Below are 19,454 nucleotides of genomic sequence, written 5' to 3'. Positions count from 1 at the left end.
CCTCTCTCAGACTGCGGCCGGAGCCGGCGCCGGTTCGGCGGCGTCACTCGGCTCGTTGCGCCGGTTGCGCACGATCGACGACGCGAGCGCGGCGCCGATGAAGGCGACCCCGATGAGGCCGGTGACGACCTCGGGGACGTCGTACTCGATGGTGACGAGCAGCAGCACCGCCAGCGCGCCGATGGCCCACAGGGCGCCGTGCTCGAGGTACACGTACTCGGCCAGCGTGCCCTTGCGGACCAGGTACACGGTGAGCGAGCGGATGAACATCGCGCCGATGCCCAGGCCGATCGCGATGATGATCGGGTCGGAGGTGATCGCGAACGCGCCGACCACGCCGTCGAAGCTGAACGACGCGTCGAGCACCTCGAGGTAGAGGAAGAGGAAGAACGCGGCCTTGCCGACGACGTGCATCGTCTTCTTCTTGTTCACCAGCTCGGCCTCGACCTCGTCGGCGTCGTCGTCGTCGGAGGCCTCGTCGAAGAACTCACCCAGACCGTTGACCAGCAGGTAGGTGGCGATGCCCAGCACGCCGGACACCAGCACGGTCGAGATCTTGTGCGCGGGCGCCAGCGTGTAGGCCGACACCGCCAGCGCGGCGAGGGCGATGACGACCGAGAGCTGGTCGAGCTTGCCGATGCGGGCCAGCGGCCGCTCGATCCAGCCCAGCCAGGTGATCTCGCGCTCCTCGAACATGAAGTCCAGGAACAGCATCAGCAGGAACAGCCCGCCGAACGCCGCGATCGCCGGGTGCGCCTGGTGCAGCAGGTAGCCGTAGGTGCCGGGCTTGTTCGGGTCACCCTTGTCCAGCGCGAGCCGGATCGCCTCGACCGGGCTGAGCTTCGCGGTGATGCCGACGATGAGCAGCGGGAACACCAGCCGCATGCCGAACACGGCGATGGCCACGCCCACGGTCAGGAAGATCCGCTGCCAGAACGGGCTCATCCGCACCAGCACCGTCGCGTTGACGACGGCGTTGTCGAACGACAGCGACACCTCGAGGACGGCCAGGATCGCGGCCAGCGCGAGCCCGGTGCTGCCGCCGTAGAGGAAGCCGGCCGTCAGGCCGACGACAGCGACAACGAGGGAACCGCCGAATGTCCGAAGGAACACGTGGTGTCCGGCCCGCTCAGCCGACGTTGACGCCGTAGTCGCGGGCGATGCCCGCGAGCCCCGTGCTGTAGCCCTGGCCGACGGCCCGGAACTTCCACTCCGCGTTGCTGCGGTACAGCTCGCCGAAGATCATCGCCGTCTCGGTCGACGCGTCCTCGGAGAGGTCGTAGCGGGTCAACTCCTTGTTGTCGGCCTGGTTCACGACGCGGATGAAGGCGTTGCGCACCTGGCCGAACGATTGGCCGCGCGCCTCGGCGTCGTAGATCGACACGGTGATGACGATCTTGTCGACCTCGGCCGGGACGCCGGCGAGGTTGACCTTGATCGCCTCGTCGTCGCCCTCGCCCTCACCGGTGAGGTTGTCGCCGGTGTGCTCGACCGAGCCGTCGGGGCTGGTCAGGTTGTTGAAGAAGATGAAGTGCGCGTCGGACAGGATCTTGCCCGACGTGCCCACCATCAACGCCGACGCGTCGAGGTCGAAGTCGGCGCCGGTCGTCGTCCGGACGTCCCAGCCGAGGCCGACCAGGACGGCGGTGAGACCCGGTGCCTCCTTGCTCAGGGAGACGTTTCCGCCCTTGCTCAGGCTGACACTCATCGGTGGTTCCTCTCGTGCCGAATGATCGAGAAAATCTTGTGAATCGACTGTAGTGCCAACGTGCGACAGCCCGGAGTTGGTTCCGCAGCCGGCGCAGAACTACCCGTGAACCGGCTCAGACGTTGACGCCGAAGTCCCGGGCGATACCGGCGAGGCCCGCGCTGTAGCCCTGGCCCACGGCGCGGAATTTCCACTCGTCGCCGTTGCGGTAGAGCTCGCCGAAGACCATCGCGGTCTCGGTCGAGGCGTCCTCGGACAGGTCGTAGCGGGCGAGCTCGGCGTTGTCGGCCTGGTTCACCACCCGGATGAAGGCGTTGCGCACCTGGCCGAACGTCTGGCCCGCGGTGTCCCCCTCGTAGATGGAGACGGGAAAGACGACGCGGGCCGCCTCGGCCGGCAGGCTCGACAGGCTGACCTTGACCTGCTCGTCGTCGCCGCCGCCCTCGCCGGTGAGGTTGTCGCCGGAGTGCTGCACGGCACCCTCGGGCGAGGTCAGGTTGTTGAAGAAGATGAAGTGCTTGTCCGAGATGACCTTGCCGTCGGCGTTGCACACGATCGCGCTCGCGTCGAGGTCGAACGCCTTGCCGTCGGTCGTGCGGGCGTCCCAGCCGAGGCCGACCACGACGGCGTTGAGCCCGGGGGCCTGCTTGGTCAGCGACACGTTGCCGCCCTTGGTGAGACTGACAGTCATCGTTCCCTCGCTCCGATCGGTGGCCTGACTGATCGAGCTTAGGGGGTCAGCCGTTGCGCACCACCGCGAAGTAGTAGCTCTTGCTGCCCGGGTCGTAGGCCCAACCGACCCCGAAGGACTTCATCGCCGGATCGAGCAACTTGGCCAGCGACTCGATCTTGGCCACGGCCGTGGTGCCGTCCGGACCGGGCACCTGCGACTCGGCGAAGGCGGCGGGGCAGTTGTTGCCGTCCGTCAGCGCGCACTGGGCGGCGACGGCGGCGACGGTGCCGGGCAGGGCCGGCTTGCCGTGCTGCGTGCGGTAGGCGTTCACGGCGGCGACCGCGCCGCCGATGTCGCCCGTCAGCGCGCACTTGGCCGAGGTCGGGCAGGTGGCCGAGCCGCGCGGAACGGCGGGCGTCGAGGGCGCGGACGACGAGCTCGTGGCCGGGGTGTTCGGGGCGCCGGCGGCGGTCTTCGTCGAGGGGGGCGCCGAGGTCGAGGGGGGCGAGGACGTCGTCGGGCCGACCGGCCCGGCGTTGTGGTTCCCACCGCCGCCCGAGGTGGAGACGAAGGTGATCATGATGCCCACGAACAGGGCAGCGACCAGAGCCAACATCCCCAGCAGCCAGGCGGCGCGTTTGCGGATCTCGGAGTCGCCCTCGTCCGGCAACTCATAGCTCACGGTGGCGTCTCCTCAATGTCGTGCGTTCGTCTCGTCCATGATCGCGACCGGTCAACTGCGCGACGGGTCCGGACGTGTTCCAGGCTAGTGCAGAGCCGTGAACCGATTCGCCCACCGCGATCGCGCGATTAGCACGGATCAGCGATTCCACCGCTCCGACACGCCCGACGATGGCGAATCAACCGGGACTTCGGGTTGTGATTTTGGTGTTGTCTGTGTGACGGTTGGTGCAGTTGGGACGAAGTTCGGCCCTCGGAAGGACGCCTGCCATGAGATGGAGCCGGTCGCGCTCTGCCCCCGGATCCGCCTCGTCGTTCTTCGATGAGTGGACCCTGCGCAACGCCACGGCCGCACCCGGTCAGGACCCCCGCCCGCACCGCCGGCCCGCCGTCGCCGGCGCGATCCTGCTCGTCGCTGCGGCGGTGACCAGCGCAGTGCTGCCGGGATCGCTCGCCTCGGCCGACCCGTCGGCGTCCACCTGGTACCGGCTGCGGATGTGCGAGTCGAGCAACGACTACTCGACCAACACCGGTAACGAGCACTTCGGCGCCTACCAGTTCGACCTGTCGACCTGGCGCAGTGTCGGCGGATCCGGCTACCCCAACCTCGCGTCCAAGGCCGAGCAGGACGCCCGGGCGCTGATCCTCTACCGCGAGCGCGGCTGGCAGCCCTGGCAGTGCGCCGGCATCCTCGGCCTGCGCGAGGACGCCGACGCGCGCTCGGGGCGCATCAGCGACATCAAGGTCGACCGCGGCGGCTCGACCGGTACGTCGGCCGTCCCGGGCTTCCCGGGCGGCTCGCGCTGGTACCGCTACGGCGACGTGAGCAGCCGGATCAAGGTCTGGCAGGACCAGATGCACACACGCGGCTACTTCCCGGTCGGCACCGGCCAGTACGGCCCGCACACCCTGGAAGTGGTCCAGCAGCTCCAGCGGCTCAACGGCCTGGTGCCGAACGGCTACATCGGCCCGAACACCTGGCGCCTGGCCTGGACCGGCCGCTACAGCACCCCGACCACCCCGACGCCGGCCCCGCCGGTCAAGGTCACGCCGAAGCCGCCGGTGCGGACGACGATCCCGGCGTTCCCCGGCGGCTCGCGCTGGTACCGCTACGGCGACGTGAGCAATCGGATCAAGGTCTGGCAGGACCAGATGCACAAGCGCGGCTACTTCCCGGTCGGCACCGGCCAGTACGGCCCGCACACCCTGCAGGTGGTCGAGCAACTCCAGCGGCTCAACGGCCTGGTGCCCAACGGCTACATCGGCCCGAACACCTGGCGGCTGGCCTGGACGGGCAAGTACCGAAACCCGTAGGCCGTCAGTCCGCCTCGGCGCGGCGCTCCGCGCCCGTCTCCCCGGCGTAGCCGACGTCGTCACCGGCGATGCGCCCGACGTACTCGCCGTCCGGCGTCGTGCTCGTCGTGCTGCCCTGGTTCGGATCGGCGTCGTTCTCGACACCACCGGTGTCCCGGCTGTCGGCGCGGTTCGGGTCGGTCTCGACGTCGGGCTCGGACTTCTCGGATGCCATGCAGGGTGGGTTCCCCGACCCGGCCCGCGACTATCCCGATCGGGACGCACCCGGCCGATGTGTGTCGAAAGTCCCGTCGCGGTCGGCGCCCTACGCCCCTCCCCTCGGGACCGGTCCTGGACGACGCTGGGTCCAGGGACCGACGGAGCCCCCGGCGGCACCGCGACCGATACGGAGGACCCCATGAGCGCACCGAGCATCGCGTCGATCGAGCTCACCGACGAGGAACTGCAGGTCGTCAAGAACGCCCTGCACGCCTACATCTCCGGCTTCGGCCACGACGAGGCCGAGATCCTGCACGCCGCCCAGAAGGTGCTGGGCAAGATCGAGCGCGTCGACCCGACCCGCACGTGAATGCGACGAAGCCCGGACGGTGTCACCGTCCGGGCTTCCGTGCTGCGCAAATTACTGCTGCTCGAGGGCTTCCTGCTCCTTCTCGAGCGCGTCGGCCTTCTTCTCGTGGGCCTGCGCCTCGGCGCGGGCCTTGTTGGCGTCGCTCTCGGCCTCGCCCTTCGTCTGCTGGGCCTCGCCCTCGGCCTGCAGCGACTCGTCGTCGGTCAGGTCGCCGGCCTTCTCCTTGAACGTGCCCTTGATCGTCTCGCCGATACCCATCAGCTGTTCACCGCTTCCTTCGTCTTCTGCGCGCTCTTCTGGGCGCGACCGGCGGCCGCCGCCTTCGACTCGTGGGCGTCGGCCTCGAACTGGGCCTGGACGGCCTTCAGGCGCTCGGTGCCCTTGTCCTGCTGGATCTGGCCCGCCTTCTTGAGCCGGTCCTGGTCGGTGATCGTGCCGATGATCTCCTTGCCCAGGCCGACGATCTTGTCGACGAGACCCAGCGCGTTCTTGGGATCGATGCGGGGAATCTGCACTGAACTCTCCTTCGGTGCTAGGTGACTGTGGTGCGCTGTCCAGTGGGTACCCGTCCCGCCGTCGATCTTCCCCGCGTGTGAGCGGGCGCACCCGGCGTCGGCGCGCTGCCTACGATCGTCGGATGGGCACCCGGGCCGGAGTCGTCGTCACTGGCACCGAGGTGCTGACCGGGCGGGTGTCGGACCGCAACGGTCCGTGGCTCGCCGAGGAGCTGCGCCGCCTCGGCGTCGACATCGGCCAGATCGTCGTCGTCGGCGACCGGCCGGGGGACCTCGCCGGCGCGCTCGAGCACCTCGCCGCCTCCGGCGTCGATCTCATCCTCACCTCCGGCGGCCTCGGCCCCACCGCCGACGACCTGACCGCCGCCGTCGTCGCCGAGTTCCAGGGCCGGCCGAGCGAGCTGGACGAGGCCCTCGAGCAGCGGATCGGCGAGATCGTCGCCCGGCTCAGCGCCGGGCGGGGCTGGCAGACCGACCCGGCCGCCACGGCCGCCGCCACGCGCAAGCAGGCGCTGGTGCCGGTCGGCGCCGACGTCCTCGCCCCCGTGGGCACTGCACCGGGGCTCGTCGTCCCGGTCGCCGACGGCCGCACCGGTCCCCCGATCGTCGTCCTGCCCGGCCCGCCGTTCGAGCTGCAGGGCATGTGGCCGGCGGTCACGACGAACGCCGTCGTGCTGGCCGCGATCGAGGGTCGTCGCGAGCTGCGCCAGCGCACCGTCCGGCTGTGGCGCACCCCGGAATCGGAGCTCGCTGCCACCCTGCGGGCCCACCACGACCGCCTCGACGGGCTCGAGATCACCACCTGCCTGCGCAGCGGCGAACTGGAGATCGTCACCCGCTTCGCCCCCGAGGCCCAGCCCGCCTACGACGCGCTGCACGCGGCGCTCACCGAGGCGCACGGCGAGGTGATGTTCTCCCCCGACGGCCGCACCATCGACGAGATCGTCACCGACGCGCTGCTGGAGCAGGGCGCCACGATCGCGACGGCCGAGTCGTGCACGGCCGGTCTGCTCGCCGCCCGGCTCACCGACCGGCCCGGATCGTCGGCCTACGTCCTCGGCGGCCTCGTCGTCTACTCCAACGAGGCGAAGCACGAGCTGGCCGGCGTCGACCCGGCGCTCATCGAGCGCGTGGGCGCCGTCAGTCCGGAGGTCGCCGAGGCGCTCGCCCGAGGCGCCCGCGCGCGGCTGGGCGCCGACATCGGCGTCGGCATCACCGGGGTCGCCGGGCCGGACGGTGGCACCGACGACAAGCCGGTCGGGCTCGTGCACCTGTGCGTGTCGCGCGACGGCCGCACGATCCCGCGCCGCGCGATGATCCCGGGCGGGCGGGCCGATGTCCGGGCCCGCTCGGTGCTCGTCGCGATGCACATGCTGCGCGAGCTGCTGCTCGGCTGACGCCCGGCCGTCGCAACACGATTCGGACACGCCCGGCGGGGTACCGCCGAGCCGGCTCGAACTGATGTCACCATCGGCCTCGTTGCACGATTCGTGCAGAGGACGGTGCGCGACTATCCTGCGCACACCGATGCTTCGCGATGCGGGACGGTCATGGTCGAAAAGGTGCGTCCGGGACCGGCCGAGATGGACGTTTCGACGCTCCTCGACGGCCTGGACATCGTGCTGCAACCGGTCGTGGAGATCGCGACCGGTTCGGTGGTCGCCGTCGAGGCCCTGGCCCGCTTCGCGCACGCGGGCGACCTCCCGGTCGAGGAGATCATCGCCCGGGCCCACAACGCCGGTTTCGGGTACGCCCTCGAGGCCGCCTGCCTGCGCGCCGCGCTGGCCCGGCGGGGCGACGTGCCCGACGGCGTGCGGCTTGCCATCAACCTCAGCCCCGACGTGCTTCACCACCCGGCGATCGCGCGCAGCTGGGACGCAGACCTCGACGGCGTGATCGTCGAGGTGACCGAGAGCGAGGCCAGCAGCCCCGGCGCCCTGCACGACCACTTCTCGCACCTGCGGGTGCGGGGTGCGCAGATCGCCGTCGACGACGTCGGCACCGGCTACGCCGGGCTGCTGCGGCTCGCGTCCGTGCGACCCGACTACGTGAAGATCGACCGCACCGTGGTGACCGGCGTGCGCGACAGCGCGGCGCAGCGGTCGGTACTCGAAGCCCTCGTCACCTTCGCGCACCGGATGGACGCGGTGGTGATCGGCGAGGGCGTCGAGACGCTCGACGACCTGATCGCGCTCGCCGAGTTCGACGTCGACCAGGGGCAGGGCTGGGCGATCGGCCGGCCGTCGCAGGTGCTGCAGCCGATCGGCCGCCTCGTCGTGGCCACCTGCCAGCAGACCCGCTCGTACCTGCTGCAGCGCCGCGCCGGCACGAGCGTCGCCACGGCGTACACGCACGGCATGCACGCCGCGACCTCCGCGCTCACCGCCGCCACCGGGCTGGCCGAACTGCGCGCCGCGGCCGCCCAGGCCACGGCCGAGATCGGCATCGACGCGATCGGCGTCTCGGTGCTCGGCCGGGACGGCTACCTGCGCGAGATCCTCTCCACCGACACCCTGCTGGACAGCGCCGAGTACGCCCTCAGCGAGTACCCGGCGACCCAGATGGTGCTGCAGACCGTCAACACGGTCGAGGTGCACCTGAGCGACCCGGACGCCGACGCCGCGGAAGCCGAGATCATGCGGCGCAACGGGCATGCGAGCCTGCTGATGATCCCGATCACGATCGCCGACCAGCCGATCGGCGTTCTCGAGTTCACCCACCGGACCCACCGCCGGTGGACCACGCACGACATCGCCAACGGCCGGGGCCTGGCCGCCCACCTCGCCCAGGCGCTGCGCCGCATCTCCATGTGACGGGGCCTTGCGTGGGGCGCCCGCGACCGATCTGATCGACGGCACCGTTACCCGTCGTCGGAGGTCGCCATGTCGAACCACACGTACCGAGTCACCGAGATCGTCGGCAGCTCGCCCGAGAGCGTGCACCAGGCGATCCGCAACGGGGTGTCGCGGGCCGGGCAGACCCTGCGCAACCTCGAGTGGTTCGAGGTCACCGAGATCCGCGGCCAGATCGAGGACGGCGAGGTCGCGCACTTCCAGGTCGGGCTGAAGGTCGGCTTCCGGCTCGAGGACGCGGACTGAGCGCCCGGCTCAGACCGGCCGGTACTCCATCAGCACCACCCCGCAGCCGAACCCGCGGGCCTCGGTGAGCTCGAAACGCTGGGCCAGGCCGTCGGGCAGCAGCCGCCGGCCGTAGCCCTGGACCGCGGGGAACACCCACATGCGGATCAGGTCGATGAGGCCGGTGGGCCACAGCGCGTGGACGAGCGAGATGCTGCCGGTGATCTCGATGTCGAGACCGGGCGCCGCCTTGAGCGCGGCGACCTCCTCGTCGACTGGTCCTCTCAGGATCGTCGAGTTCTGCCAGTCGGTGCTCTCGAGCGTCGTGGAGAAGACGTACTTCTGCACGTTGTTCAGGTACTCGGTGAAGCCGGTCGGGTCGTCGACCTGGTTGGGCCAGAAGCTCTCGAAGTCCTGGAAGGTCGTGCGGCCGAACAGCATCGCGTCGGACTCGCCGTCGTAGGCGTTGATGGCGGCCACGACCTCCTCGTCCTGGGCGGACGGGTCGAACCAGCCGTCCATGGGGGCCACGACCCCGTCGAAGGACATGTTCTCGGTGACGATCAATCGGCGCATGATCGCAAGCATGCACGTAGGGTCCGACAGCGCGGTGTCGGATCGGCGCCCGGTCGTTCGTGGACATGATGGGAGCAGCCGTCCGGGCTGCCGAATAGTGAGGAGTTACCCATGGCGCCGTACCTGATCGCCTTCAACGACGAGTGGACCCCCGAGCTGACGACGGACGAGATGCGCGAGCGGGGTGCCGCCGCCCGCGCCGTTATCGCCGAGATGACCGAGCAGGGCGTCTTCGTCTTCAGCGACGGCGGCCTGGACGCATCGACCGCAATCTGCAATGTCGTCCCGACCGACGGCGCGCCGGTGTTCAGCGACGGCCCCTACGTCGAGACCAAGGAGCACCTCGGCGGCTTCGCGGTCGTCGACGTCGCCGACGACGAGGCGGCCCGCTACTGGGCCGGCCGCATCGCCGTCGCGGTCGGCTGGCCGCAGGAGGTGCACCGCTTCCCGCATCGCGTGTCCCGCGGCTGACCGGCACACCCGGCCCCGGGTCAGAGCACCACGCGGAGTCCGTGCAGCCGCTCGTAGTGCGGGCGGCTGCGCTCGGCGGCCACGAGGGCGTCGCCGCTCAGGTGCACGTCACGCGGGCGGTACGGCTCGAAGCCGGTCGAGGCGAGGACGGCGTCGTACCAGTGGGGCGCCCACACGCCGTCCGAGTCGCGTGGGCCGGGCGGCCAGTGCAGCATCGCGTCGGTGAACTCGATGCCGACGAAGGCGCACAACCACCGCAGGTAGCCCTCGGGGTCGCGGAGGAAGTCGGCGGCGTCGATGACCGGCGTCGCCGGGCCGAGCTGGTCGAAAAGCTCGGCCTGCTGCACCAGGCCGATGTCCTCGGCCACGATGTCGGTGCGCGAGCGCACGTAGGACGCCGCCACCTCGTGCGGGTCGCGGATCAGCAGCACGTTCGTCAGCTGCGGGATCCACTCGCGCGGCAGCTGCGGGATCAGGTGGTGGGTCATGTGCTTCTGGTAGTAGACGCCGTCCTGCGGCGCGGTCAGCTCGGCGACCACCGCCTGCCAGTCGGGCTCCCCCGCCGCGACGACCTCCTCGCGCGCCGGATGGTTCAGGCCGGTCTGCTGCAGGTAGTAGGCGTAGAGCGGCTCGTCGACGACCCGGGTGTCGGGCCGGTTCTCCCACGAGCGCATCAGCGCGGTGGAGATGTTGCGCGGCCCCGACCACATCGCCAGGCGGACGTCAGTCATCGCGCACCTCGCGCCGCGACGTCGGCCCGGACGAGCTGCTGGTAGAGCCCCTGCAGCCGCTCCACCATCGGGCCGCGTCGCCCCGTCCCGATGCGGCGGCCGTCGACGGTGTGCACCGGGACCAGCCCGGCGAAGGTGCCGGTCACGAACGCCTCGTCGGCGCTGTAGACCTCGGTGAGGCTGAAGCTGTGCTGACGGGCGGTGATGCCCGCGTCGCCGCACACGCGCAGGACGTTGCTGCGGGTGATGCCACCGAGGCAGTACATGCCGCTCGAGGTCCACACCTCGTCCCCGCGCACGATGAAGAAGTGGGTCGAGTTGCAGGTGGCGACGAATCCGTGCGGGTCGAGCATCAGCGCCTCGTCGGCGCCGGCCGTGTAGGCCTGGATGCACGCGGTGATGTCGTTGAGCTTGCTGTGCGCGTTGAGCTTCGGGTCGAGCGTATCCGGCGCGGCGCGGCGCACGTGCACCGTGAACAGCGAGAGCCCGCGCTCCACCGTCGCCGGCAGCGGGTCCTTGTGCTCGGCGATGATCACGACGGTCGCCGGGCCGGCCGACATGCGCGGGTCCTGGTACGGCGTCGACTTCGGGCCGCGGGTGACCATGAGCCGGATGTGCACGCCGTCGCCGGTCATGTCGTTGGCCGCGAGGGTGGCGTAGAGCCGCGCGGTCAACTCGTCACGGGTCAGCCCGATGTCGAGCATGATCGCCGCCGCACCCTCCCACAGCCGGTCGAGATGCTGGTCGAGGAAGGCGGGGTGGCCGTCGGCGACGCGCAACCCCTCCCACACCCCGTCGCCGAGGACGAAGCCCGCGTCGAACACGCTGACGACGGCCCGGGCTCGCGGCACCAGCTCCCCGTTGACGCTGATCAGGATCTCGGCGTTGCGGGGATCGTCCAGGTAATCGTGCGTCCCGTGCGTGTCGGCCATGGCGCGATCATCGCGCATGGCACCGGACGGCGGGCACCGGGAGGTTCAGCGCACGGCGCGGACGGCCGCCTCGGCCAGCAGGCTCGTGCCGACCATGCCGGTGAGCAGCAGCGCGTGCGGGTTGCGGGCCCACGAGCGCCACGACCAGGCCTCAACCGCCGCGCGGTGCGGCCTTGACGGCGTCGGCACGGGACGCGCCCACGCCGCTGGATCGGTCGGCTCCGACCAGCGCGCGCACAGCCGGGTGGCGTCGAGTGCGCCGAGCACGGACATCGGATCCCCCGGGGTCCAGGATGGGTGTGCGAGGTAAGGAACGCGACGGGCCGGCGGTGATACGTCCGGCGGCGATGTCCTTCGTGGAGGCAGATGTGGTGAGCGCGCTCAGCGCCGAGGAGCAGCAGATCGTCGACGTCGTCGCCGACTTCGTCGACGAGCAGGTGCGGCCGGTCGCGGCCGGGCTCGAGCACGCGAACACCTACCCCGGGGCGCTCGTCGAGCAGATGAAGCAGCTCGGCGTGTTCGGCCTGGCCATCCCGGCGCCGTACGGCGAGTTCGGGGTCTCGACCTCGTGTTTCGCGTTGGTCACCGAGGAGCTCGCCCGCGGCTGGATGAGCCTGGCCGGCGCGTTCGGCGGCCATGCCGTGGTCAGCCGGCTGCTGCTGCGCTTCGGGACCGACGAGCAGCGCGAGCGCTACCTGCCGCGGATGGCCACCGGCGAGCTGCGCGCGACGATGGCGCTCACCGAGCCGGGCGGCGGCTCGGACCTGCAGGCGCTACGCACGCTCGCCCGGCGCGACGGCGCCGGCTGGGTGGTCGACGGCGCGAAGACCTGGATCAGCAACGCGCGGCACGCCGACCTGTTCGCCCTGCTGGTCAAGACCGACCCGGCGGCCGAGCCGGCGCACCGCGGCATCAGCATCCTGCTGGCCGAGCCGGGCGACGGCTTCACCGTCTCGAAGGACCTGCCCAAGCTCGGGTACAAGGGCGTCGAGAGCTGCGAGCTGCACTTCGACGGCTTCCGGGTGCCGGCGGCCGCGGTGCTCGGGGCCGAGCCCGGGCACGGCTTCGGGCAGATGATGAACGGCCTCGAGATCGGACGCATCCAGGTGGCCATGCGCGCGGTCGGTGTCGCCCGGGCCGCCTTCGACGACGCGCTGCGCTACGCCCAGGAGCGGGAGACGTTCGGTCGGCCGATCTGGCAGCACCAGTCGATCGGCAACTACCTGGCCGACATGGCCACCCGCATCGACGCCGCCCGGCTGCTGACCCTGCGCGCGGCCGAGGTGTACGACACCGGCGCGCGCAGCGATCTCGAGACCGCCATGGCCAAGCTGTTCGCCTCCGAGATGGCCGCGACGGTCACCCTCGACGCGGTGCGCATCCACGGCGGGTACGGCTACTCGACCGAGTACGACGTCGAGCGCTACTTCCGCGACGCGCCGCTCATGATCGTCGGCGAGGGGACGAACGAGATCCTGCGCACCGTCATCGCGCGCCGGCTCGTGCAGCGCTCGCGGGCCCGCTGATCAGACGGTGCCGGCGTCGCGCCAGGCGGTGATCGTCGCGGCGTCGAAGCCGAGCTCGGCGAGCACCGCCTCGGAGTGCTCGCCGACGTCCGGGACGGCGCCCAGCACCGGCTCCATCCCGGCGATGCGCACCGGCGGGGGCAGCGCCCGCACCGGACCGGACGGGGTGTCGACCGACGTCCACTGCAGCTGCGGGTGCTCGAGCAGGTCGGTGACGGTGTTGTACGCGCCGTTGGCGATGCGGGCGCCGTCGAGGCGGCGCAGCACCTCGGCGGTGTCGAGCGTCGCGAACGCGGCCTGGATCGCGGCGGTCAGGTCGTCGCGGTGGCGGGCCCGCAGGTCGTTGGAGGCGAAGCGCGGATCGGCCGCCAGCGCCGGACGGTCGAGCACCTGCGTGCACAGCCGCGCCCACTCGCGTTCGTTCTGCACGCCGAGCTGCACCGCTCCGTCCGCGGTGCGAAAGGTGCCGTAGGGGGCGATGGTGGCGTGGTTGGTGCCGGTGCGCGGCGGCGCCGAGCCGGTGTACATCGCGTAGTACATCGGCTGGCCCATCCACTCGGCCAGCGAGTCGAACAGCGACACCTCGAGCGCCGCGCCGACCCCGGTGCGTTCGCGGGCGTAGAGGGCGCCGAGGATCGCGGAGTAGGCGTACATGCCGGCCGAGATGTCGGCCACCGAGATGCCCACCTTGGCCGGCTGCTGCGGGGTGCCCGTCACCGACAGGACACCCGTCTCGCACTGCACCAGCAGGTCGTAGGCCCGCCGCCCGGCGAAGGGTCCTGAGGTGCCGTAGCCCGACACGTCGCACACGATCAGCCGCGGGTCGCGCTCGCGCAGGCGTTCGGCGCTCAGCCCGAGCCCGGCCGCCGCACCGGGAGCGAGGTTCTGCACGAACACGTCCGCCGTCGCGAGCAGCCGGTCGAGCACCCCGGCCGCGGCGGGGTCCTTCAGGTCGAGGGTCAGCGACTCCTTGCCGCGGTTGAGCCAGACGAAGTGACTAGCCAGCCCCTTGACCGTGCGGTCGTAGCGGCGGGCGAAGTCGCCGGCGCCGGGCCGCTCGATCTTGACGACCCGGGCGCCGAGGTCGGCGAGCTGGCGGGTGGCGAACGGGGCCGCCACCGCTTGCTCGACCGACACCACGGTCACGCCGGCGAGGGGCAGGGGGCTCGGCTCAGGGTTCACCCGTCGGATTGTCCAGAACCGGTGGCCCCTTCGCGACGGCCCTCGAAGGCCGGTCCGAAGAACGACGCCTGGCCGTCCTTGATGAAATAGACCGACCAGCCGGGCAACCGCGCGAACCACGCGGCCGCCGCCGGGCCGGTGACGAGCGCGGCGGTGGCCAGCGCGTCGGCGAGTCCGGCGTCCGGACCGACGATCGTGGCCGAGTCGTACCAGACGGTATGGTCGCCTGTCGCCGGGTCGACGATGTGCGCTCCGCGCTCGTACAGGCCGCTGGTCGCGACGGCGCCGTCCCCGATGTGCACGACCTCGACGATCTGTTGGGTGTCGTAGGGGTTGAGGACGCCGATGGTCCACGGCTCGCCGGGCGCCTGCGCGCCGCGGCACGCGATGTCGCCCGCCGCGTCGACCGCGACGTTCGGGATCCCGGCGCGGACGAGCCGGTCGGCGACCTGGCCGGCGGCCCACCCCTTCACGTAGCCCGACGGGTCGACGCCACCGGCCACGGCCCACGGGTCGAACGCGCCACCGGTCAGCTCGCGCGCGAACGCGCAGGCGTCGAGCACCTCGCGGACCACGCGCGGCGCGACCTCCAGGGGCATCAACCCGTTGCGCAGCAGGGCGATCGGGGTGTCGAGGCGGTAGGTCGAGAACCAGGCGTCCACCTGGTGCAGGTAGGCGACCGCCGCGGCCAGCACGTCGTCGTAGTCGTCGGCGAACGACGCGGCCCGCAGGTCGAAGGTGACGACGGTGCCCCACACGTGCTCGACGTGCACCCGCCGCTCCCACGGCCCCGGCCCGGCCAGCGTGACGGTCGGCGCGGCGGCGGGCGTCGATGTCGTCAACGCAGGCCCGCGGCGGTCAGGGCCGCCGTCAACGAGGTGATCCAGGATGCTGAGGTCAGGCTGGCGCCGGTGGCGCCGGAGATGTGCGCCGACTGCGCGGCGATCGTCTGCGACCGCAGGATCGGGATCGCCATCTCCGAGTAGGGCTGCGACGAACCCTGCGGGTAGGTCACCGCCCAGGCATCGGTGATCCGGCCGCCGACGACGCGGATCGCCATCTGCAGCGTGCCGTACTTGTAGGTGACGGCCGAGCCGGTGTAGTCGTGCGGGCCGGCGGGGGTGGGCGGCGGCGTCGGTGTGTGGGTCGTCGGCCGCGGCGCCGGAGGCCGGCTGCTGGTCTTCCGGACGGGGGGCGGCGTCGGCCGCGCGACGACCCGGCTCGGTGCGGCCGACGTCGTCGGGGTCGCCGGTGCCGGGAGCGAAGTCCGGGCCGCGGTGCCGGTGCTGCTGGACGCGGCGGCCGGGTGCGACGTCGCCGGACGGCTCGCCGGCGGTTCGGGACGCGCCGACGGACCACTCGCGGGCCCGGCCGGTCGGCCGGAGCCCGATGTCGCCGGCGGCCCCTGCTGCGACGCCGAGGCGGCATCGGGAGCGGCGGCCCCGGCGCCGGCCGGCGCGGCCGGTGGGGCGCCGAGGCCGGCGGCGTTGGCGGACCCCTCCGACAGCACGGCGGTGGCCTGGTCGAGGGGCGAGTACGCCAGCACGGAGACGAGTCCGGCAACGGTGCCGGCGGTGACCAGCAGAGCGCGTTTCATAGCGGGGTCCTTACTCGGTCGGCCATCAGAACGAGAACGCTTCGTGGTGCACCCGTCGCGCGTCGACGCCGGCGTCCACGACGGCTCGCCGGACGGCGCCGGTGAACGCGTCGGGGCCGCAGACGTAGACGTCGGAGCGGGCGAGGTCGGGGGCGAGCGAGGTGAGGTGTTCGGCTGTGATCGGGTGCCGCTCCCGCGCGCCGTCCAGGTAGTGCAACGTCCAGCCCCGATCGCCGACGAGCCGCTCGAGCTCGTCGCGCAGCGGGGCGGCGGCGGTCTTGGCGACGCGGTAGAGCACCGTGACCGCGGTGTCGTGCGGCAGGTCGTCGAGCACGGCCCGGATCGGCGTGATCCCGACGCCGGCCGCGATCGCGGTGACCGTCTCACCGTGCCGGGCCGACGCGGTGAACACGCCGTACGGGCCCTCGGCCCAGACGCGCGTGCCGGGGTGCAGCCGGTGCAGCAGCGACGACTGGTCGCCGAGGTCCTTCACCGTGATCCGCAGCCAGGCCGGGTTCGGGCTGGCCGAGAGCGAGTACGGGTGGGCCTGCCACCACCACTCGCGGGTGAGGAAGCGCCACTGGAAGAACTGGCCGCCGCGGGCCTTGAGCAGGTCGAGATCGGTGCCGCTGAGATAGACCGACAGAACGCCGTCCGACTCGGGCACGATCGCCGCCACCCGCAGCCGGTGCCGCAGCGAGGTCGTCAGCGGCCGCAGGACGCGCGAGTACGCGATGGTCGCCGCGACCACGACGTACAGGCCGGCCCAGAAGTTCCGCACGCTCGCGTGGCCGACGAACATCGGGCCCAGCACGACCTGGTGCCCGAACGACAGCGCGACCGCGATGTAGAAGTAAAGGTGCGCGACCCACCAGGTCTCGTACCTCATCCGGCGCCGGATCGCCCGGACCGACATGACGCCGAGCGCCGCCATCAACCCGAACGCGGCGGTCGCGGGCAGCATCCACCGCGAGTGGGTGACGAGGTGCCAGGCCTCCGCGACGACTCCCCTGGACGCCGCCTGGGCGTAGCTCAGGGTTGTGAACACCACGTGGCCGAGGATGAGCACCAGCGAGTACGGCGCGACCTTGCGGTGCAGCAGCACCATGCGGTCGTGGCCGATCTCGCGCTCGAGCCACGGCACCCGCGAGATGAGCAGCAGCAGCACCAGGCACAGGTAGGTGCCGGCGAGGGCCGACAGCGTGCCGGCGGCGAGCAGCTTCCCGCCGGGCGCGGCGATGCCCGCCTTCACGCTGAGGACGCCGAGGCCGACGCCGGCGCCGAGACCGAGCCCGCCGATCAGCAGGACGCCGTCGCCGCGGCGGGTGCTGCGACCGCGCGCGGCCAGGCCGGTCCGCGCGGGTGGGCTCTGGGTGATCATCACAGGCCTGCCTGGGTGAGGGCGGATTGCAGCGACGTCTTGTACGCCGCCCACGTGAGCGTCGCGCCGGTGACCTTGGAGATCGCGGCCGAGTTCGCGGCCACGGTCTTGGTGTTGTACTGCGGCAGCGCGTTGCGGTTGATCGACACGGTGTCCGAGCTGTCGTAGGTGAGCAGCGTGCCGGTCGCCGAGGTGATGGCGTTGCTCGTCACGACGATCACGACCCGCAGCGTGCCGTGGCCGTTCGCGATGGACGCGACGGCTCCGGTGAAGGTGCCCGACACCGGCGGCTTGACCGGCGTCGCGGTCACCGGGGCGGACGCCGCCGACGGCGTCGTCGTGTTCATCGCCACGACCGAGTAGGAGTAGGTCGTCCCGTTGACCAGGCCCGTGTCGGCGTAGCTGCTCGCGCTCGGCGAGCCGACCAGCGTGCCCCCGCGGTAGACGCGGTAGGACGTCGCACCCGACACCGCGGTCCAGTTCAACGTCACGGCGCCGTTGCCGGCGGTGGCGACCAGGCCGGTCGGGGCGGCCGGTGCCGGCGCCATGGGAGTGGCCGTCGCCGGGGCCGAGGCCGCCGAGACGGCGGTGCCGTTCACGGCCACGACGGTGTAGGCGTAGGCCGTGCCGTTGGTCAGGCCGGTGTCGGTGAGGGTCAGGCCGGTCGGCGACGCGACGAGCAGGCCGTCGCGGTACACGCGGTAGGACGCGGCGTTCGCGGACGCGTTCCAGGTCAGCGTCACCTGCGCGTCACCGGGCGCGGCGACCACGCCGGCGGGGGTTCCGGGTACGACGGCCACCGGGGTCACGCTGACGGCCGACGACGCGGCCGACTCCACGCCCGACTTGATCGCGGTCACGGTGTAGGCGTAGGCCGTGCCGTTCGTCAGGCCGGTGTCGGTGTACGAGGTCGGGCCGACCGTCGTGCGCAGCACGCCGCCGCGGTAGACCCGGTAGGACGTCGCCCCGGTCACCGGCGCCCAGGTCAACGCCGCGGTGGTGTCGCCCGCCTGTCCGGTGAGACCCGTCGGGGCCCCGGGGGCCGCCGCGGCGGGCGTGGCGCTGACCGGGGCCGACGCCGCCGAGCTCGAAGCTGCCGACACCGCCACGACGGTGAACGAGTAGGTCGTCCCGTTGATCAGGCCGGTGTTCGTCAGCGTGGTCGCGGTCGGGCTGCCGACCAGCGTCGCCCCCCGGTAGACGCGGTACGAGGTCGCGCCGCCGACCGGGTCCCAGGACACGCTCACCTGACCGTCCCCCGGGGTCGCCCGCACGCCGGTCGGGGTCGACAGCGGCGGGGCCACGGGGGTCGCGGTGACCGTCGCCGACGGCGTCGACGCCACCGAGTTCGCCCGGTAGGCGACCACGGTGTACGCGTAGCGCGTGCCGTTGCTCAGGCCGGTGTCGGCGAACGTGGTCGCGACCGTGCTCGCCAGCCCGACGCCGTCGCGGAACACCCGGTAGGACGTCGCGCCGGGCACGGGGCTCCAGGACAGCCCGACCTGCCCGTCGCCGGGCGCGGCGATCAGCCCGGTCGGTGCCGCGGGGGCCACGGCCACGGGCACGGCCACGACGGCGGCCGAGGGGGCCGACGACACGTCGGAGTTCAGGGCGGCCACGGTGTAGGCGTAGGACGTCCCGTCGGTGAGCCCGGTGTCGGTGAACGCCGGGGCGCTCGGGGACGACACGAGCACGCCGTCGCGGTAGAGCGCGTAGCCGCTCGCACCGCTCACCGCGGTCCACGCGATCGAGACCTGGCCGTCGCCCGGGGTGGCGGCCAGGCCGGTCGGCACCGCGGGTGCATCGGGGGTCGGCACGGCGGTGACCTCGACCGAGCGCGGGGACCAACCGGCCACGTTGACCGCCCGGACCTGGTAGGCGTACGCCGTCCCGTCGACGAGACCGGTGTCGAGGAACGACGCGACGAGCGTCGTCGCGATCTGGGCGCCGTCGCGGAAGATGCGGTACTCGGACGCGCCGGGTACCGCCGCCCAGGACAGCGAGACCTGGCCCGAGCGACCCACGGCGGTGACCCCGCTCGGCTGCGCGGGTACCGCCACGTACGGCGCCTTGATGTAGCGGTGCGAGCGCACGATCGCCTCGACGGCGGCGCGCGTCCTGACCAGGGCGAGCTGCGAGGCGACGACCTCCGACGCGGCCGGGTAGACGCGGGCCTGATCCGCGGTCAGCGCGTGCTGCGCCGCCGCGTCGTCGGACGCGGTGGCCGTCGTGCGCGCCCGCGCGAGCGCGGCCTGGTCGTCCCGCACGTGCTGCTTCACCGTCGCGTACGCGACGAGCGCGCGTTGATAGCGCAGCTGGGCCGCGACGACGCGCGGGTCGGCCGCGACCTGGGCGGCGATGTCGGCGGCGATGTCGGCCGCCGTCCGGCCCCAGTCGTTGTCGAGCTCCTGGCCCGGCGCCGCCGCGGCACCGGCTGCCTCCGCGCCGAGCAGCTGGCCCACGGGCGAGGCGAGCGCGCCCAGCCCGGCGGCAGCGGCGGTGAACCGTCTCAGGGTGGACAT

At 72.1% G+C, this 19,454-nt stretch carries 23 protein-coding genes; 7 read left to right on the top strand and 16 right to left on the bottom strand.

What is annotated here, in order from left to right:
* Positions 1 to 6 precede the first annotated feature (6 nt).
* The 4 genes from VGN18_RS01685 to VGN18_RS01670 all read right to left on the bottom strand — a co-directional run bounded on the left by VGN18_RS01685 (position 7) and on the right by VGN18_RS01670 (position 3,063).
* Positions 7 to 1,113 (bottom strand): DUF475 domain-containing protein, encoded by a 1,107-nt coding sequence (locus tag VGN18_RS01685; protein WP_327537889.1) that lies wholly within the window; start codon positions 1,111 to 1,113, stop codon positions 7 to 9.
* A gap of 16 nt (positions 1,114 to 1,129) precedes the next feature.
* Positions 1,130 to 1,708: a TerD family protein gene (locus tag VGN18_RS01680; protein ID WP_327537888.1), complete on the bottom strand. Its 579-nt coding sequence runs from the start codon at positions 1,706 to 1,708 to the stop codon at positions 1,130 to 1,132.
* 115 nt (positions 1,709 to 1,823) lie between these two features.
* Complete coding sequence (locus VGN18_RS01675) at positions 1,824 to 2,399, bottom strand: TerD family protein (RefSeq protein WP_327537887.1); 576 nt, start codon at positions 2,397 to 2,399, stop codon at positions 1,824 to 1,826.
* A gap of 46 nt (positions 2,400 to 2,445) precedes the next feature.
* The gene (locus tag VGN18_RS01670) at positions 2,446 to 3,063 is read right to left on the bottom strand and encodes a hypothetical protein (RefSeq protein ID WP_327537886.1); all 618 of its coding nucleotides are present in this window, start codon (positions 3,061 to 3,063) and stop codon (positions 2,446 to 2,448) included.
* Between the two features lie 269 nt (positions 3,064 to 3,332).
* Between VGN18_RS01670 and VGN18_RS01665 the strand changes: the two genes are divergently transcribed.
* Complete coding sequence (locus tag VGN18_RS01665; RefSeq protein WP_327537885.1) at positions 3,333 to 4,376, top strand: peptidoglycan-binding protein; 1,044 nt, start codon at positions 3,333 to 3,335, stop codon at positions 4,374 to 4,376.
* 4 nt (positions 4,377 to 4,380) lie between these two features.
* Here the strand turns inward: VGN18_RS01665 and VGN18_RS01660 are convergent, their stop codons facing one another.
* The gene (locus VGN18_RS01660) at positions 4,381 to 4,590 is read right to left on the bottom strand and encodes a hypothetical protein (protein ID WP_327537884.1); all 210 of its coding nucleotides are present in this window, start codon (positions 4,588 to 4,590) and stop codon (positions 4,381 to 4,383) included.
* Positions 4,591 to 4,773: 183 nt separating this feature from the next.
* Here VGN18_RS01660 and VGN18_RS01655 point away from each other — a divergent pair, with 183 nt between their 5' ends.
* On the top strand, positions 4,774 to 4,944 hold the full coding sequence (locus VGN18_RS01655) for a hypothetical protein (protein WP_327537883.1): 171 nt from the start codon (positions 4,774 to 4,776) through the stop codon (positions 4,942 to 4,944).
* A 51-nt stretch (positions 4,945 to 4,995) separates the two neighbouring features.
* Here VGN18_RS01655 and VGN18_RS01650 read toward each other — a convergent pair whose 3' ends face one another.
* Together VGN18_RS01650 and VGN18_RS01645 are read right to left on the bottom strand one after the other, a co-directional pair.
* Positions 4,996 to 5,202 (bottom strand): CsbD family protein, encoded by a 207-nt coding sequence (locus VGN18_RS01650; RefSeq protein WP_327537882.1) that lies wholly within the window; start codon positions 5,200 to 5,202, stop codon positions 4,996 to 4,998.
* Positions 5,202 to 5,459, bottom strand: a complete 258-nt coding sequence (locus VGN18_RS01645) for a hypothetical protein (RefSeq protein ID WP_327537881.1) — start codon at positions 5,457 to 5,459, stop codon at positions 5,202 to 5,204. The genes VGN18_RS01650 and VGN18_RS01645 overlap by 1 nt, the downstream gene beginning before the upstream one ends.
* A gap of 122 nt (positions 5,460 to 5,581) precedes the next feature.
* Between VGN18_RS01645 and VGN18_RS01640 the strand changes: the two genes are divergently transcribed.
* The 3 genes from VGN18_RS01640 (at position 5,582) to VGN18_RS01630 (ending at position 8,557) form a co-directional block, all read left to right on the top strand.
* Positions 5,582 to 6,856 carry a competence/damage-inducible protein A gene (locus tag VGN18_RS01640; protein ID WP_327537880.1) on the top strand — a complete coding sequence of 425 codons (1,275 nt, stop codon included), beginning with the start codon at positions 5,582 to 5,584 and terminating at the stop codon, positions 6,854 to 6,856.
* A 165-nt stretch (positions 6,857 to 7,021) separates the two neighbouring features.
* Complete coding sequence (locus tag VGN18_RS01635; protein ID WP_327537879.1) at positions 7,022 to 8,272, top strand: EAL domain-containing protein; 1,251 nt, start codon at positions 7,022 to 7,024, stop codon at positions 8,270 to 8,272.
* Between the two features lie 69 nt (positions 8,273 to 8,341).
* Entirely contained in the window at positions 8,342 to 8,557 is a 216-nt protein-coding gene (locus VGN18_RS01630) for a dodecin (protein ID WP_327537878.1), read from the top strand.
* Between the two features lie 9 nt (positions 8,558 to 8,566).
* On the opposite strand, the gene VGN18_RS01625 is transcribed toward VGN18_RS01630, so the two are convergent.
* Complete coding sequence (locus VGN18_RS01625; RefSeq protein ID WP_327537877.1) at positions 8,567 to 9,112, bottom strand: dihydrofolate reductase family protein; 546 nt, start codon at positions 9,110 to 9,112, stop codon at positions 8,567 to 8,569.
* A gap of 111 nt (positions 9,113 to 9,223) precedes the next feature.
* Between VGN18_RS01625 and VGN18_RS01620 the strand changes: the two genes are divergently transcribed.
* Positions 9,224 to 9,583 carry a YciI family protein gene (locus VGN18_RS01620; protein ID WP_327537876.1) on the top strand — a complete coding sequence of 120 codons (360 nt, stop codon included), beginning with the start codon at positions 9,224 to 9,226 and terminating at the stop codon, positions 9,581 to 9,583.
* Positions 9,584 to 9,603: 20 nt separating this feature from the next.
* On the opposite strand, the gene VGN18_RS01615 is transcribed toward VGN18_RS01620, so the two are convergent.
* The 3 genes from VGN18_RS01615 to VGN18_RS01605 are packed head-to-tail and all read right to left on the bottom strand — an operon-like array spanning position 9,604 to position 11,519.
* Positions 9,604 to 10,314 (bottom strand): hypothetical protein, encoded by a 711-nt coding sequence (locus tag VGN18_RS01615; RefSeq protein WP_327537875.1) that lies wholly within the window; start codon positions 10,312 to 10,314, stop codon positions 9,604 to 9,606.
* Positions 10,311 to 11,246, bottom strand: coding sequence for an aminotransferase class IV (locus tag VGN18_RS01610; protein ID WP_327537874.1), 936 nt, complete (start codon positions 11,244 to 11,246; stop codon positions 10,311 to 10,313). Before VGN18_RS01610 ends, VGN18_RS01615 begins: the two co-directional genes overlap by 4 nt.
* A gap of 45 nt (positions 11,247 to 11,291) precedes the next feature.
* The gene (locus tag VGN18_RS01605) at positions 11,292 to 11,519 is read right to left on the bottom strand and encodes a hypothetical protein (protein ID WP_327537873.1); all 228 of its coding nucleotides are present in this window, start codon (positions 11,517 to 11,519) and stop codon (positions 11,292 to 11,294) included.
* 74 nt (positions 11,520 to 11,593) lie between these two features.
* Here VGN18_RS01605 and VGN18_RS01600 point away from each other — a divergent pair, with 74 nt between their 5' ends.
* On the top strand, positions 11,594 to 12,772 hold the full coding sequence (locus VGN18_RS01600) for an acyl-CoA dehydrogenase family protein (RefSeq protein WP_349259807.1): 1,179 nt from the start codon (positions 11,594 to 11,596) through the stop codon (positions 12,770 to 12,772).
* Here VGN18_RS01600 and VGN18_RS01595 read toward each other — a convergent pair whose 3' ends face one another.
* The 5 genes from VGN18_RS01595 to VGN18_RS01575 are packed head-to-tail and all read right to left on the bottom strand — an operon-like array spanning position 12,773 to position 19,454.
* Complete coding sequence (locus VGN18_RS01595; RefSeq protein WP_327537871.1) at positions 12,773 to 13,954, bottom strand: CaiB/BaiF CoA-transferase family protein; 1,182 nt, start codon at positions 13,952 to 13,954, stop codon at positions 12,773 to 12,775. It abuts the gene before it with no gap.
* Positions 13,951 to 14,796, bottom strand: a complete 846-nt coding sequence (locus tag VGN18_RS01590; RefSeq protein WP_327537870.1) for an FAD:protein FMN transferase — start codon at positions 14,794 to 14,796, stop codon at positions 13,951 to 13,953. The genes VGN18_RS01595 and VGN18_RS01590 overlap by 4 nt, the downstream gene beginning before the upstream one ends.
* Positions 14,793 to 15,551, bottom strand: coding sequence for a hypothetical protein (locus tag VGN18_RS01585; protein ID WP_327537869.1), 759 nt, complete (start codon positions 15,549 to 15,551; stop codon positions 14,793 to 14,795). The genes VGN18_RS01590 and VGN18_RS01585 overlap by 4 nt, the downstream gene beginning before the upstream one ends.
* A gap of 25 nt (positions 15,552 to 15,576) precedes the next feature.
* Positions 15,577 to 16,932 carry a ferredoxin reductase family protein gene (locus VGN18_RS01580; protein ID WP_327537868.1) on the bottom strand — a complete coding sequence of 452 codons (1,356 nt, stop codon included), beginning with the start codon at positions 16,930 to 16,932 and terminating at the stop codon, positions 15,577 to 15,579.
* Complete coding sequence (locus VGN18_RS01575; protein ID WP_327537867.1) at positions 16,932 to 19,454, bottom strand: fibronectin type III domain-containing protein; 2,523 nt, start codon at positions 19,452 to 19,454, stop codon at positions 16,932 to 16,934. Before VGN18_RS01575 ends, VGN18_RS01580 begins: the two co-directional genes overlap by 1 nt.

Origin of the sequence: Jatrophihabitans sp., assembly GCF_036000465.1 — a bacterium.
In the GTDB taxonomy this organism is placed as follows: domain Bacteria; phylum Actinomycetota; class Actinomycetes; order Mycobacteriales; family Jatrophihabitantaceae; genus Jatrophihabitans.
This window is presented reverse-complemented; position numbering and strand designations above follow the sequence as displayed.